The organism is Moraxella sp. E33BD (assembly GCF_041807865.1).
GTDB lineage: Bacteria > Pseudomonadota > Gammaproteobacteria > Pseudomonadales > Moraxellaceae > Moraxella > Moraxella haemolytica.
Genome location: NZ_JBGTZD010000001.1, coordinates 12,006 through 27,266, shown reverse-complemented (window position 1 = coordinate 27,266; position 15,261 = coordinate 12,006). Strand labels below are relative to the sequence as shown.

16 protein-coding genes, 1 other RNA gene and 1 pseudogene are annotated in these 15,261 nt (G+C 42.4%); 6 read left to right on the top strand and 12 right to left on the bottom strand.

The window, feature by feature from the left end:
• The first annotated feature begins 306 nt into the window (after window positions 1-306).
• The 3 genes from aspS to ACERC6_RS00140 are packed head-to-tail and all read left to right on the top strand — an operon-like array spanning window position 307 to window position 3,791.
• A complete protein-coding gene (gene aspS, locus ACERC6_RS00150; RefSeq protein WP_284672788.1) occupies window positions 307-2,103 on the top strand; it encodes an aspartate--tRNA ligase in 1,797 nt (598 codons plus the stop codon).
• Between the two features lie 12 nt (window positions 2,104-2,115).
• Entirely contained in the window at window positions 2,116-3,042 is a 927-nt protein-coding gene (locus ACERC6_RS00145; RefSeq protein WP_373627229.1) for a lysophospholipid acyltransferase family protein, read from the top strand.
• The gene (locus ACERC6_RS00140) at window positions 3,039-3,791 is read left to right on the top strand and encodes a glycosyltransferase (protein WP_373627228.1); all 753 of its coding nucleotides are present in this window, start codon (window positions 3,039-3,041) and stop codon (window positions 3,789-3,791) included. Before ACERC6_RS00145 ends, ACERC6_RS00140 begins: the two co-directional genes overlap by 4 nt.
• 57 nt (window positions 3,792-3,848) lie before the next feature.
• Here ACERC6_RS00140 and ACERC6_RS00135 read toward each other — a convergent pair whose 3' ends face one another.
• From ACERC6_RS00135 to ACERC6_RS00115, 5 genes and pseudogenes are all read right to left on the bottom strand, one after another.
• Complete coding sequence (locus tag ACERC6_RS00135; protein WP_373627227.1) at window positions 3,849-4,019, bottom strand: hypothetical protein; 171 nt, start codon at window positions 4,017-4,019, stop codon at window positions 3,849-3,851.
• A gap of 459 nt (window positions 4,020-4,478) precedes the next feature.
• On the bottom strand, window positions 4,479-4,778 hold the full coding sequence (locus ACERC6_RS00130) for a DUF3360 family protein (RefSeq protein WP_373627226.1): 300 nt from the start codon (window positions 4,776-4,778) through the stop codon (window positions 4,479-4,481).
• Window positions 4,729-5,186 (bottom strand): annotated as a pseudogene (locus tag ACERC6_RS00125) (DUF3360 family protein). Before ACERC6_RS00125 ends, ACERC6_RS00130 begins: the two are co-directional and overlap by 50 nt.
• Window positions 5,187-5,223: 37 nt before the next feature.
• Window positions 5,224-5,439 carry a DUF3360 family protein gene (locus ACERC6_RS00120; RefSeq protein ID WP_373627225.1) on the bottom strand — a complete coding sequence of 72 codons (216 nt, stop codon included), beginning with the start codon at window positions 5,437-5,439 and terminating at the stop codon, window positions 5,224-5,226.
• Window positions 5,360-5,965, bottom strand: a complete 606-nt coding sequence (locus tag ACERC6_RS00115; protein ID WP_373627415.1) for a DUF3360 family protein — start codon at window positions 5,963-5,965, stop codon at window positions 5,360-5,362. The genes ACERC6_RS00120 and ACERC6_RS00115 overlap by 80 nt, the downstream gene beginning before the upstream one ends.
• A gap of 436 nt (window positions 5,966-6,401) precedes the next feature.
• On the opposite strand from ACERC6_RS00115, the gene ACERC6_RS00110 reads away from it, so the two are divergent.
• From ACERC6_RS00110 to ACERC6_RS00100, 3 genes are all read left to right on the top strand, one after another.
• The gene (locus ACERC6_RS00110; RefSeq protein WP_284672796.1) at window positions 6,402-6,596 is read left to right on the top strand and encodes a DNA gyrase inhibitor YacG; all 195 of its coding nucleotides are present in this window, start codon (window positions 6,402-6,404) and stop codon (window positions 6,594-6,596) included.
• Between the two features lie 14 nt (window positions 6,597-6,610).
• Window positions 6,611-7,777, top strand: coding sequence for an aspartate aminotransferase family protein (locus ACERC6_RS00105; protein ID WP_373627223.1), 1,167 nt, complete (start codon window positions 6,611-6,613; stop codon window positions 7,775-7,777).
• Window positions 7,778-8,001: 224 nt separating this feature from the next.
• A complete protein-coding gene (locus tag ACERC6_RS00100) occupies window positions 8,002-9,570 on the top strand; it encodes a phosphatidylserine/phosphatidylglycerophosphate/cardiolipin synthase family protein (protein ID WP_373630485.1) in 1,569 nt (522 codons plus the stop codon).
• 236 nt (window positions 9,571-9,806) lie between these two features.
• Here ACERC6_RS00100 and rpiA read toward each other — a convergent pair whose 3' ends face one another.
• The 7 genes from rpiA to ACERC6_RS00065 form a co-directional block, all read right to left on the bottom strand.
• Window positions 9,807-10,472 (bottom strand): ribose-5-phosphate isomerase RpiA, encoded by a 666-nt coding sequence (gene rpiA, locus ACERC6_RS00095; protein WP_373627221.1) that lies wholly within the window; start codon window positions 10,470-10,472, stop codon window positions 9,807-9,809.
• A 113-nt stretch (window positions 10,473-10,585) separates the two neighbouring features.
• Window positions 10,586-10,682, bottom strand: an RNA gene (ffs, locus tag ACERC6_RS00090) — signal recognition particle sRNA small type.
• A gap of 79 nt (window positions 10,683-10,761) precedes the next feature.
• Window positions 10,762-11,262: a histidine phosphatase family protein gene (locus tag ACERC6_RS00085; protein WP_373627220.1), complete on the bottom strand. Its 501-nt coding sequence runs from the start codon at window positions 11,260-11,262 to the stop codon at window positions 10,762-10,764.
• Complete coding sequence (locus ACERC6_RS00080) at window positions 11,262-12,584, bottom strand: NAD(P)H-dependent glycerol-3-phosphate dehydrogenase (RefSeq protein WP_373627218.1); 1,323 nt, start codon at window positions 12,582-12,584, stop codon at window positions 11,262-11,264. The genes ACERC6_RS00085 and ACERC6_RS00080 overlap by 1 nt, the downstream gene beginning before the upstream one ends.
• A gap of 54 nt (window positions 12,585-12,638) precedes the next feature.
• On the bottom strand, window positions 12,639-13,220 hold the full coding sequence (locus ACERC6_RS00075) for a nitroreductase (RefSeq protein ID WP_373627216.1): 582 nt from the start codon (window positions 13,218-13,220) through the stop codon (window positions 12,639-12,641).
• A 23-nt stretch (window positions 13,221-13,243) separates the two neighbouring features.
• Entirely contained in the window at window positions 13,244-14,344 is a 1,101-nt protein-coding gene (gene zapE / locus ACERC6_RS00070; RefSeq protein WP_284672803.1) for a cell division protein ZapE, read from the bottom strand.
• A 71-nt stretch (window positions 14,345-14,415) separates the two neighbouring features.
• Window positions 14,416-15,087, bottom strand: coding sequence for an alpha/beta hydrolase (locus ACERC6_RS00065; protein WP_284672804.1), 672 nt, complete (start codon window positions 15,085-15,087; stop codon window positions 14,416-14,418).
• Window positions 15,088-15,261 lie beyond the last annotated feature (174 nt).

Here is a 15,261-nt window from a genome sequence, read left to right as displayed (position 1 = left end):
TAATCTAAAGAATTACCGTTTATACCAACTCGTCAACAGTCCACTTCAGTTAAATATAAAGTTCATTTATATGTTAAGATTTTGGCAGTTAGGTGCATCACAAGTATCATGACAACCATTAACACAACGCCTTTTACTTTATCTTTTTTCATTCTAAGGCTCTTTTTTATTGTCAAAGCCGTCCCATTTTGTAAAATTCACAATTTTTAATCAATTTGGGATTAACTTTTTGGTCTATTTTTGTTAAAATCCCAAAAGCATATTTATTGGATTTATAGTTTCTACTTTATTTAAGGCAATTTATTTATGATGCGTAGCCATTATTGCGGTCTTGTTACCGAAGAACTCATTGACCAAACCATTACCATCGCAGGCTGGGTGCATCGCCGTCGAGACCACGGTGGGGTTATCTTTTTGGACATGCGAGACCGTGAGGGTCTACTACAAGTCGTGATTGACCCAGATACGCCTGAAGCTTTTTCAACCGCTGACTCAGCTCGTTCTGAATACCTGCTAAAAATTACAGGTCGTGTTCGTCGTCGTTATGAAGGCACAGAAAACAGCAACATGACCAGCGGTCAAGTAGAATTACTGGGTAAAGAGATTGAATTGCTTGCCAAAGCAGACACCCCACCTTTTCCATTAAACGATGACAACATCAATGTATCAGAAGAGTTACGCTTAAAATATCGCTTTTTGGACATTCGCCGTCCAGAGATGTTAGACCGCCTGCGTTTTCGCTCAAAAGTTACCAATCTTATTCGTAACTATTTAGATGAGCATGGCTTTTTGGATGTTGAAACGCCAATTTTAACTCGTGCCACTCCAGAGGGTGCAAGGGATTATCTGGTGCCGAGTCGTGTCTCCAATGGCGAGTTTTATGCTTTGCCACAATCACCCCAGCTATTTAAACAACTGTTGATGGTTGGCGGCGTTGATCGTTACTATCAAATCGCCAAATGCTTCCGTGATGAGGACTTGCGTGCAGACCGTCAGCCAGAGTTTACCCAGATTGATATCGAAACTTCATTCCTAGATGATAATGACATCATGGACTTGATGGAAGGTATGACTGTCAAACTATTTGATGAGTTGTTGGGCGTGAAGTTTGACAAATTCATCCGTATGCCATACAGCGAGGCAATGCGTGATTATGCTTCTGACAAGCCAGATTTACGCATTCCATTAAAACTTGTTGATGTTGCTGACATCATGCAAAATGTTGAGTTCAAAGTATTCTCCGCCCCAGCCCAAGACCCCAAAGGTCGTGTGGTTGCCTTGCGTGTGCCAAACGGTGCCGAGATCAGTCGTAAACAAATCGATGAGTACACCAAATTTGTTGGTATCTATGGTGCTAAAGGCTTAGCATACATTAAAGTCAATGACGCAAGCAATATCAACAATGGCGTAGACAAAGAGTCAGGACTGCAATCACCCATCATTAAGAACATGACTGATGAGGTATTGACAGAACTGATTGAGCGTACAGGTGCACAGTCTGGCGATTTAATTTTCTTTGGTGCAGATAAGGCTAAAGTTGTCAATGATGCAATGGGTGCGTTGCGTGTCAAGCTAGGTCATGACCTTAATTTATTAACTTGTGAATGGGCACCGTTATGGGTGGTTGATTTCCCAATGTTTGAAGAGACCGATGATGGCAAATGGACTTCAGTTCACCATCCATTCACCTTGCCAAAATCAAGCGTTGAGGAAGTGAAAAACAACCCAGGTGAAGCACTGTCTGTCGCTTATGACATGGTGCTAAATGGTACTGAAATCGGTGGTGGCTCACTGCGTATCTACACACTTGAAATGCAAAAAGCAATTTTTGAAGCATTGGGTATCAGCGAAGAGGAAGCTGAAGAAAAATTCTCATTCCTACTCAATGCTCTAAAATATGGTGCACCGCCACACGGTGGTTTGGCATTCGGTCTTGACCGCCTTATCATGCTAATGACAGGCTCATCATCAATTCGTGATGTCATCGCATTTCCAAAGACCAAAACAGCTGAATGTCCACTTACCCAAGCCCCTGCTGCTGTAGAAAGCAAACAGCTGCGTGAGCTAGGTCTTCGCATCCGTGAACAAAAAAGTGCAGAATAAGGCATCATTTGGATGTTGAAGTTGATTCGGTTTGTGCCATTGTCCTTACTTAGGACTTTGGCACGAGCCATCGCTTGCTTGGCACTACTGATTGATGCAAGCATCTATCGCAGTATTCGCAAGAATTTACTGATAACCAGACCACTACTGTCTAATGAGCAACGAAAAGCAATGGCTAAGCAACTGCTTTTTAATCAGCTCATCAGCACCGCAGACAGCCTAAAAAGCTGGGCAATGCCAACAGAGTGGTCAGTCAGTCAAATTAAGTCCGTACATCGTTTGGATATACTACAAGATGGCTTAAATCACCCCAACGGTATGCTTGCCATAGTACCGCACATTGGTACTTGGGAAATGATGAACGCATGGATCAATCAGTTTGGTCAACCTGTCATCATGTATAAACCTGTCAAACAAAAAGCAATCGACAACTTCATCCGTGAAGGACGACAGCGTCTTAACGCCACACTTGTGCCAACAGACAGTACAGGCGTCAAAGCAATATTTAGGGTGCTAAAACAAGGTGGATTTAGTATCATCTTGCCCGACCATGTCCCTGACCCATCAGGTGGCGTAATTGTGCCTTTTTTTGGCATACCTACGCTAACTGGTACGCTTGCCCCTAAACTTGCCCAAAAAACAGGTTGTGCTTTGGTTGGATTAAGCTGTGTACGCTGCGATGATGGCAATGGGTTTGAGGTTCATTGCCACAACTTATTCGACCCGAAATTATATGACCCAGACATCAATATAGCTACCCAAGCGTTAAACGATGCCATGCAAGGCATGATTGATGAGCATTTTACTCATTATATGTGGGGCTATCGCCGTTTTAAGTTTACATCCTTTGAGAACAATCCCTACTTGCTTGATGAAAGTGAGCTACACCAACGAATACTTTCTTATCATGCTACACAGAATAATAAGGATAGGACATGAGTACAGCCAATACCAATTACATCATCTGTATGAAATGGGGCAATAAATACGGTGCTGACTATGTAAACAGACTGTACAATATGGTACAGCGTAACATGACCCTACCCTTTACTTTCGTTTGTCTAACTGATGACAGTACAGGCATACGCTCGGAAGTCGTCTGCTACCCCATACCTGAGCTGAATCTACCGAGCAATATTCCTGAGCGTGGCTGGAAAAAGCTCACCACATTTAAGCCTGATTTATACGGCTTAAAAGGTACGGCACTATTTTTAGATATTGATATTGTCATTGTTGATAATATTGATTGTTTCTTTATGCATCAATCACAACATGATGACAGTGTGATGATTATCCGAGACTGGAAAAAACCATGGCGAATGGTTGGTAATAGCTCAGTTTATCGCTTTAAGGTGGGACAAAATACTTACCCCAACCTACTGGCATATTTTGAACAAAACTTTGGAAAAATCCGCTCGGAAGTTCGCCATGAACAGGCGTTTTTATCTAACTATCTAAGAGAACATCATCATTTAGAGTATTGGGATGAATCGTGGTGTGTGAGTTACAAATATCACTGCCTACAAAAAATCCCTTTGGCGTATTTTAAGCCACCTGTTAAGCCAAAAGATGCCAAAATCATCATCTTTCATGGCGAGATCAATCCACCTGATGCCATCGCAGGTGGTGGTGGTAAATGGTATCGCCATGTATTGCCAAGCGATTGGATTAAGCAAGCATGGCAATAAGACCCATCAATTGTAGCAATCAAACTAAAAAAGCACCTATTAGGTGCTTTTTATTTATTAGCGTTTGAACATATCGCCTTGCCGATTTTTCTTGACATATTCAATCATGCAATCACGCAACAACTGGCTTGCAGTACGGTTATTATCTCGTGCTGCTTGTTTAAATTGCTCAATCAAATTCTTATCAACACGCATGTTAAAAGTAGTTTGTTCGTCTCGCTCCACCATATCTAGCCCCTTTTGCCTACAAGAAATAAAATAGGGCGTAATTATAACAATCAGTATAGATTTTTCAAGTATTTGTTAAGATTTTTTTACTTTTTTTGCCAATTTTAATGAATCTTTTCATGATTTATTCAAAAAAAATTAACCAATCTCAAACCATGCTAGCAGTCAGACATTCTTAAAACATGATTCATGATAAATACAGGGTAAGGTTTGAGTGTCATTATCAGACAACAAATCAAATACTAGAAGCTCTCGCCAGTTCGTCATGGCGTTGGCAAGTATATTCAAAATAGCACTACAAAAGCCAAACTAAAAGGACTAAGCTCTGTTAAGTGCAGAAACTTAGTCCAATCAAGTCTTTAAAAACCGACCACTTAATACAACCTAATATTTATTTCGTGTTGTATCAGTTGGTTTATTGGGTATTTGGATTTGTTGTTCATGCCCAATTTGGCAGTCTTATACTCTAAACTGAGGCAAGAACGCTTCAACGCCTAGAAACATACCAACAGCACCCATCGCAAGACATAAGACAACAAAGCCAATCAGCGGAATCATCACACGCCCAGAAAAACCAAGTTCACGGCTGCGTTGTTTATCACCAATAAGACCTAAGTTATCTAACATCATGGTTAAAGACCAACCAAAAACAGGGTTTACCAACGCTGATGCAAACACCACAATGGCAGCAGATTGCGTTGTCTTGCCCTTACGAGTCATTTCCATACCTGCTTCTAACAAAGGTACGAATACCGCCACAATCAACGCTGTGCTTAGTACAGGTTGCCAAAAACCGCCAAATCCATCGGGGATAACCCCAAATCGCCGCTACAATACAAAATGCAACGGTTAAAATTGCACCTGCAGGGATTGGACGCTTGGCAATGGCAGCTGGCACAATATAAGTACCCCAGATGAGGTAAAATTTGCACCGCCCAACGCTGAGCCAACTGCTTGACGCACTGAACAGGAAATCATCGTATCGTCAATATTCATGTAAGTGCGTTCTGAGCGTGGTGGATAGCTAATTTTTTGGAATACTTGATGACCCAAAAAGTCAGGCGACCACATGGCAACTGCCAACACCGCAAATGGGAAAGCAACGATATACGCCTTCAAATCTGACAGACCCAATGTCCAACCTGTATCTTCACCCCACCAATACATTGGGTTTAATGGTGGTAGTCCTGGGTCGGTCTTAAATTCAAAGGTGCACCCAAGGCGAACGCCAACCCACCTGCAATGGCACAGCCAACCAGCGTTTTTGCCAATGCTCAAGCAAAGCATACATAACAATGGTTGCTACAATGATAATAAAGGCGATGTGCGGTAAACCAATTTTATCCGCCCATGCAATCATTGCTTTTACCTGTCCTATCGTACCAACAAAACCCAGATACAAGAGTAAGCCGCCCGCCACGCTTACTGGTTAGGCGTGCCATAAGGCTACCACCCTTACACAAGGCAAGAGCAATGCCAAACACTCCCATCAATACACCAAATGCTAGCGGATGTCCACCTGCGGCGACAACGATAGGAATGAGCGGAATGAGTGGTCCATGTGTACCAGGTAGATTTGAAGTAGGTAGGATAAAACCTGAAAGAATCAAGACAAAAAATGCCGCAATTAACATCTCATAGCGAACATTCTCAAGAATGAAAGCATCGGATAGCCCCAAAGGCGTAGCGAATGCCGCCGCCATCGCCCCCACCATAACGATTTTACCGATGGTGGCAGCAATTGCAGGAATGGTATCCTCCAACTCAAAACGATAATCACGAAACGGCAGGTTAATTTTCCAGCGTTTTGGCTGCATGATTTGCAGTTCGTGGTTTAGGTATTCGTTGCGTGTGGCAAAATTAGAGCTTGGTCTATGTAGCTCGGCATAACTTTTATTGCCCAAGTCGTTTGACTGACCATTGTTTGCCACTGAATTATCAATCATATCACTCACAATACATACTCCTTAACATTGTGATGACTAACGGCATTTAAAATTCATTTTTTTCCATCGGCCTTGATGCCGAAAAAACACGCTCAAACACCACTGGTTGTTTACAATGAGCATAGAAGCTACTGTATTGTGCATTTTTTAAAATACATTTCTAAAAATAACCAAACCTAGATGACTAAAAATACTCAAAGCCGAACAGACAAATCTGCTCGGAAATTTGTTCATTTTTTGAAATACATTTAAAAGTATTTGATTCACAAATACAGCGTCATCCATGTTCGGGCATGATTATATATTGGTTTTATTCATCTGTCATGCACTATTTTTATAATGATTAAAAAATTTGCAAATAAATCATCGTCAAAACATAACAATTCCATCATTTATGGTACAATAAATCATCAGTATTTTTCAATCAATAAGCATCATGGCAATCACCACCACCTACCCCTGCCCCACCTGTAAGACACTCACAACATGGGCAGATAATCCAGTCAAACCTTTTTGCTCCAAACGCTGTCAGCTTATCGACCTTGGCGAATGGGCATCAGAAAACTACAAAATCCCCACAGCAGACACCCCATTTAGCGAAGAAATAGAACATCACAGTCCAAATGCCTAGACAGGAGTTTTTTTATGAGTCATCTTATGCCCACCTATGCCCGACAGCCAGTCAATTTTGTGCGTGGCGAAGGGTCTTATTTGTACGATGATCATGGCAAGCGTTATCTGGACGCATTGACAGGCATTGCTGTATGCGGGCTTGGGCATTGCCACCCTACCATCTCCAACGCCATTAAAGAACAAGCTGACACACTCATTCATACCAGCAATTTATTTGGCGTTCCATGGCAAGAAAAAGCAGCAGATATTCTATGCAAAAAAGCAGGCATGGAGCAGGTGTTTTTTGGCAACTCTGGGGCGGAAGCCAACGAATGTGCCTTAAAACTGGCTCGCTTATACGCCCATCAACAGGGCAAAACACGACCAAAAATAATCGTCATGACCAATGCCTTTCATGGTCGCACTTTACTGACCGTTACCGCCACTGCCAACCCCAAAGCACGAGAAGGATTTTATACCCTAGAAGATGACTTTATTCGTGTGCCATTTGGCGATGCTGCTGCCGTATCTGCCCTAAGCGATGATAAGGATATTTGTGCGGTATTGGTTGAACCAATTCAAGGTGAAGGAGGGTTGCATACGCCACCTGATGGTTATCTTGAGGCATTGTCTAGTATCTGTGAGCGTAACAACTGGCTGTTGATGCTTGATGAAGTGCAAACAGGCAATGGTCGTACAGGCAAATATTTTGCTTATCAATACACCAGTATCCGCCCTAATGTTCTGACCACCGCAAAAGGTCTAGGCAATGGCTTTCCTGTGGGTGCGTGCATGGTGGCAGGTCGTGCTGTTGGACTTTTTGGGTATGGTTCGCATGGCTCTACTTATGGTGGCACGCCACTTGGCAGCCGCATTGTCTGTGCTGTGTATGATGAACTGACCGATGCCGTACTTGACAATGCCAAAAAACAAGGCGATGCCATCAGATGTGCCATCAACAAAAAATTCTCTCATCAAGGCGTACAACTGCGAGGTCTTGGCATGATGATTGGCATCGTCTTGCCAGATGGCATTAATTGTAGTCAGTTGGTAGACATCGCACGAGATGCCCACCAACTCATCATCAATGTTACTGGTGGCAATGTCATACGCCTACTGCCCGCCCTTAACCTAAGCGATGCTGACACCACCTTGTTAATAGCCAAGCTAGAATTGCTATTAACAACGCTTTTATCTTAAGTCGTGCAATCAAGTCAGCCACACCCACAGTCAGCTTTTGGGGTGTGCCTTGCTCTTTTTTGCACAGTTTTATTCAAATCAATCGTCAGTACACCCCAAGATAACAGCAAAATAAACAACAAATTGATTTTGGTCTTTTTTGTATTTACAATATTTATTCATCAGTGCTGAAATATTTTTTATAGTATAGGCAATTTTATAGCCGCCAGATAGCCAGACCTGCCATGCTCAATTCTAGTTTTTCCATCTGCTCGTTGGTATCGCTACTTACTCTTAGCGTGAGTATGACCGCCTGCCAAACCCTGCCAAGCAACGCTCACCTGAATAAAAGCACCCAACTCACCCAAAAAGCACACAGCCGTCAACCAACCTTTTTGGCAAATACTGACAGTGGTCATTCAACGCCACATAGCACTTTTAAACACCTTATCAATTATCAGCAAAATAACCCACCATCAGGCTACTATCCGATAGCCACAGGTGCAGATGCTCTAGATGCTCGTAGCTCATTAACCAAGATGGCAAAATCCACCATTGATATCCAATATTACATTTGGCACAATGATAAAGCAGGACGCAAAATGATAAAAGAGTTATGGCAGGCAGCAGAGCGTGGGGTCGTTGTACGGCTATTGCTTGATGACTTTAATAGCTCGCCTACGCTTGATGAATTACTACTAGCATTTGATCAACACCCCAATGTCGCCGTCAGACTTAGCAATCCTTTTGCTCATCGCCGATTCAAAGCCATCGACTTTTTGACCAACCCTACTCGAATCAATCGCCGTATGCACAACAAAAGCATGACTTTTGATAATGAGCTTAGTATCATCGGTGGTCGCAATATTGGCAAAGAATACCTAAATCATCACAAAAATAACAACTTTGCCGACTTAGATGTACTGCTAGCAGGTTCTGTGGTGAAAGACATCAATCAAAGTTTTGAGCAATATTGGTCATCGCCATTAAGCTATGACATACGCACACTGGTCAAACCTTCGCCAAAAAAGCTGTCTGACCTCATTGAAGATGATATGACCGATGACACCAATTCCCGCACAAACCCATTTACCCAGACCATTGCTTTTCGTTGGGCTGACATTGAATTTTTGGTTGATGATGTGGGCAAGCTAGATAAAAGTGCATTACTGGACGAGCATTTGGTCAGTTTACTACAACATAAGCTCGGTCATCCCAATAAACGCATCAGTATCATCTCATCATACTTTGTACCCACCAAAGATGGGGTGCTAACGCTTAGACGATTGGCAAGAAGTGGTGTAAAAATTAACATTTTGACCAATTCTTTTGATGCCTCCGATGTAGGGGTAGTACATGCAGGGTATGGACATTGGCGACACGATTTACTTGCAGCAGGGATTAATCTGTATGAAATAAAATCCACTGCCATCAATACCAAACAGAATGACAATAAATTTTGGCGTACCAAACAAATCACCATAACCAGTTTACACGCCAAAGCCTTTGCCATCGATGATGAGCAGGTATTTATCGGCTCATACAATATTGACCCTCGCTCGGCAAACATTAACACCGAGCTTGGTGTGCTGATTTATGATGAAAGATTGGCAATGCAGCTACATAACGCCCTACAAAATCAAAAAATCCTAAGCCAAGCCTATAAAGTTGTACTGACCAAACAAAATACGCTAGAGTGGCACACCTTAGAAGATGGTAAATACACTGTTTATACCAATGAACCCAACATGAGCCTAAAAGACCGAGCAGGCGTGGCATTGATGGCAATAATGCCAATAGACTGGTTATTATGATGTCATTCTAATAAAAGCGGTTTTGTTGTCATTTATTGATGGTCTATCGGAAGGGGGGGGTAAGGCAAATCTAAATCATAACACCTTTATCACTCATCAACAATGCAGAAAATGCCCCACTCAATGCTATACCAATCAAGTGAATGCTTATGCTTAGCCCTTAAATAACAAAAAACCCATCAAAATGGGTTTTTTGTTATTTGGGAATTTCTTTACTAAAAGTATCTTTTGATTGGTTAGAAGCTGACGGTCTCAACGCTCGCATCTGATGCTTTTAGCATGATGTTGGCAGATTGGTGGGCAAATATGCCGTTACAGACCACACCAACAATGTTGTTTAACGCTTCTTCTAGCTGTACTGGCGATGCAATATCCAAATCATAAGTATCTAAAATGACATTACCATAATCAGTAACAAAACCTTCACGATATACAGGGTCGCCACCCAACTTGACAAGCTCTCTGGCGACATAGGAACGAGCCTGTGGCAACACTTCTATGGCAACGGGGAATTTACCCAGCTTTTGTACAATTTTTGACTCATCAACCATGCACACAAACGACTTAGAAGCAGCAGCGACAATCTTCTCACGAGTCAAAGCACCGCCACCACCTTTAATCATGTTACCCTGAGCATCAATTTCATCTGCACCATCAATGTACAAATCAAGCTCGCCAACCGTATTTAAATCAAAAATCTCAATACCGAGTGTCGCAAGTTTTTCTTCGGTAACCCTAGATGACGATACCGCACCTTTTAGTTTGACTTGTGGCAAAAGCTCAATTAAGCAATTTACCGTACTGCCTGTACCCACGCCTAAAATCATACCATCTTGAATATAGTTTAGGGCAGCTTTGGCAGCAGCTTGTTTTTGTGCCAGCTTGGGGTCGACTATCGTCATATCACACCTATTGGATAAAAAATAAATGCTTGGTAAGTAGCCATAAGATTTTAACTCATTAAAAAGTAACGAATAAAATTATGGACCTAGCTTAATTTTAAATAAAAAAATGACTTCATCAGCACATCTTCGGCACACTTTGTATCTACTACCGTTGCTACCTTCCGGTCCTGGCGGGGTTCATAGTACATAGTTGCGAAGCTACCGATGAAGCCAAGCCATTATTATACTTAATAATTTAAAATATGCAAGAGGATTTTAAATTTTTTAAGTCAAAATAACATACAAATCATTCAGGCTGTATCGGCACAAATCTTCTTATCTGATGTGCTAGCCCTTCTGCAATGATTTCTGCTTGTAACACTCGGCATTCTGCCAGTTCAAAATGACTAGGACAATCCCCTTCAAGGATTGCTGTCATGTGTGCCACAATTGGCATATGGCATACGATGGCAACGGTTAAACCGTCCATCTGGGTACCATATTTATGATGAAGGGCGTACTCAATATCATTTATTCCAATCTTTGGATTGTCATCAGGGGTGATGCGATTGACCGTGATAAAATCAGGCTCTTGACCTGCTACCACAAGCTCATCAAAAATAATGCTCGCAGTTTGGTTGGCACGATTATAAGGGCTTGTAATAATAACATCAATCAAACCTTCGCCGACCAAAAACTCTGCCGTTTGCTTGGCTTGCTGTCTGCCAAAATCAGTTAAATCACGCCCTGCATCATCATGATGTGGCACAGCCTGCCCATGTCGAACAAAAATTAATTTCATTGTCATTACTTGCCTTCTGCTTCTTTATTAACACCACTTAGCGTGCTTGGTTTGGCATCTTTACTGGTTCTTAGCACTTCACTAAACTCTTGGCTTAATCGCTGATTACTCTCATCATGTGGCATGACAAACTCCACATCACTTCTAAAGCCTGTCTCCATCAAGTTCAACGCCACACCCAGCGGAGCTTTATCTTCATATAATACGGCATGCAGAGCGTGCGTGATGGGCATATACACACCCATTGCTTTAGCACGCTCATGCACTTGCAAGATGGTATTCACCCCTTCTGCAGTTTGTCCGAGTTTTTTTGCGGCATTATTCAAACTTGTGCCTTTGCCCAACATATTGCCAATACGATAGTTACGACTCAGCACTGAATTACAGGTTGCATACAGATCGCCAACACCTGACAACCCCAAGAAGGTCAAAGGATTAGCTCCCATCGCCACCCCAAATCGGCTCATCTCCGCCAATGCACGAGTTAATAACATGGCTCTAGTGTTATCGCCCACATCATAGGCAGCTGCCATACCCATGGCAATGGCATAAATGTTTTTTAAGGTGCCGCCAAGCTCCACACCCTTAACATCATCAGATGCAAACACCCGAAAAAATGCACTATGCAATGCCTCTTGCACCGCTGTGCGCAACAGCTCTGATGGTGATGCGATGACAGTCGCTGATGGCATATTGTCCATGATTTCAAGGGCTAAATTTGGACCACTCATCACACCATAATTGACCTGTGGTAGCACTTGTTGAATGATATCGCTCATCATGGCAAAGGTCTGTTTTTCCATTCCTTTGGTCAAGGATATCACTGCTTGATGTGTGATGAACGGCTTGATTTGTGTCAACATCTCACGAAATGCCGAGCTTGGCACTGCCACAAAGATAATATCTTTACCCTTGACCACAGATTCTAGGTCATGGCTGAATTTTAAAGCATCGTCTAGCTTATGATTAGGTAGGTATTTTTTGTTGATGCGGGTTTTTTTCATTGCCTTGACAGCAGCCTTATCACGCACCCATAGCGTAGCATCACAGCCGTTGCGTGCCGCCATGTTCGCCATCGCCGTACCAAAACTACCACCCCCTAAAAACACCAGTCTTAAGGCATTGGTGCGAGATGTTTTTTGTTCATCTATTGGTGCTGTTAGATTCTTTTTCTTGCCAATCCGTGCTAATTGTGCAATATTTGCGATGATGGGTGTATTTTCAAGACCTACATCTTTGATGGCGTGTATTGCATCATCAATGCCACTACTTGCCGCATTGACAATTTGTTTTACCGTTGTGCCGCTTATTGGTTTTGGTAATTTCATAAATTAAGCCTTTATTTGTGGTAGTAATGGCAACAGCCATACAGCACATAAACATCAATGTCTAAACTCAGTCAATTCATCAAAATCAATGGCTTCTCGAGCAGGCACTTTAATATCACTAGAACCCACATACACAAAACCACAAATCATATCTTTATCCGCCACCTTAAAATACGCCTTAACAGCAGGTTCATTACAAAGCGGACCTGTACGCCATACGGTACGATAACCCAACGACTCAAAAGCAAGCAACATATTTTGAACCAATGCTCCTGTACTTAGTAACTGCTCAAAAGATGGTACTTTTTCATGTTTTTTGATATCGGTAGCAACCGTGATGATCATTGGTGCTCTTAGTGGCATATTTAATAGTTTTTGCTTGGCGGTATCATCAAGTGGCTCTTTAGATGCTTCTTCACCTGCCTGTAGCAACGCCCGACCAAACGCCACCAATGCATCACCTGTCATCACGGTCAGACGCCAAGGCTTTAGTTGCATATGGTCAGGAGCGGTTACAGCCGCCCGTAAGACATGGGCAAGCTCATCATCACTTGGCATGGGTAAGATGAGTTTGCCAATGCTACGGCGAGCTTGCATGACATCAGTGATGGGGTTGATTAGGGTATCGTATTTCATTACTTATCCTTGTTGCATTCATATTATTCCACACGATGCTCTTCGGCAAGATAGTCTTCTGACTGCATCTCAAGTAGGCGTGAACGAGTGCGTTCAATCTCAAAGGCAAGTTTTTGCCCTTGATATAACTCCAAGATGGATTGATCGGCACGCACCAACAGTTTGACACGGCGGTCATAAAATTCATCCACCAAATAAATAAAGCGTCTGACAGGATCCATCAGTGTATCTGTCAAAGCAGGAACATTGTCCACCATCACCGTATCAAAATCATTGGCAATCTCAATAAAATCCGCTGCAGAGCGAGGCTGCATACACAAAGCACGAAAATCAGCCAACAAAATAGTTTCGGTTCGCTTAACAATCTCTATCTCACGCCCTGCCACCACAATGGGAGCGGTTGTGATTGATTGTCCTGCCGACAAGGAATCAAATCGCTCAGATAGCCAGTCTTTGGTGTCGTCCGTCAAAGGATAACTGTATAGTTTGGCCTGTTTTAATAACCTTAAACGATAATCAACGCCGATGTCAATATTCATGACGGTATTATTTTTCTCAACTTGAGCAATGGCAGGTAAAAAGCGGTTACGATGAATGCCGTTCTTGTACAGTCCTGATGGCTCAATGTTTGATGTCGCCACCAAAGTGATGCCACGCTCAAATAGCATGGTAAATAAATCTCCTAAGATCATCGCATCAGATACATTAGAAACAAAGAATTCATCAAAACAGATGACGACTGCTTCTGAATGAATGATGTCTGCCACCTTCTGCAATGGATCGGTCTGCCCTTGTAGCTTGACCAGTTCAGACTGTACACGCTGCATGAAGTGATGAAAATGCATACGCATCTTGCGTTTGATGGGCAAACTTTCATAAAACATATCCATCATCCATGTTTTACCACGACCGACACCACCCCACATATAAAGCCCTTTTGGGGGGGTTGGCTTAGATTTAAATAAGCTAGCAAAAAACCCTTGCTTGGTAGCACCATCAGCCGTAATAAGCTCGTGATATAGGTTATCCAAATAGGTCATGGCTTGGCGTTGCACTTCATCTTCGCTAAAATTACCTGTTGCCAATGCCGCATGATAACGCTCAAGGGGCGTTTGATTGCTCATGATTATCCTTAAAACTTAACTTGCAATGATAGATAAAATATAAAACCCAAAATATTGTACATACTCATGACTTAATACAACTTAGATGGTTTGGTATTTTGGATTAAGGCTTGCTTTAGGTCGGTCAGCTTGCCATGAAAAAGATGACCAGCACCTGCAATAATCGCCTGATTAAAGCCACGATGAACAGCAAATTGATGTAACAAAGCAGGTGCAACAAGCCCATCGTTATCACCATAAATAACAAAGGCATGACCAGCGTTAATCGTCAGACGACTTGCATCATTACGCACAACCGATGGGGCAATTAAAGCCAGATTATCAAGGCGTAATGACTCAAAGACACCGCCCGTCCGCTGATGCTCATCAAGCAAATCCGCCATACGACAAGCAATAAAGCCCCCAAAAGAAAAACCACCAAGCCAAAGCACTCTAGCATTCGTACGGCTCATCGCCCATTTTAATACCGTCTGTGCATCCATAAATTCGCCATCGCCATATTCTGATACACCTGATGAGCGACCTACGCCACGATAATTAAAACGCACCACATCCATATTAGCATCACGACAAAATCGATACATGGTGCTTACCACCTTGTTCATCATCGTACCGCCATCTATTGGATTTGGGTGGCATAGTAAAGCAAGCGTATCTGTCGGTTGTCGGTATCCCTTTTGCCAGATAGCATCTACTTCTAATACGCCATGGGGTGCATCTATTAAGGTGGTCTCGTTATTCATGATAAAAATTTTCCTAAATCCTCACATTATAACACAGTTTTGGTTATGGTGCATTTATCTAAGTTTTAAGCTCGTCTGGCTTTGTCGCTTCCTTTTTTCAGCTAAAAATCTGTTAAGTACCCAAAAAAGCAGTATAAAATCAAAAATAACCCACTCTTTATTAAAAACCCATTA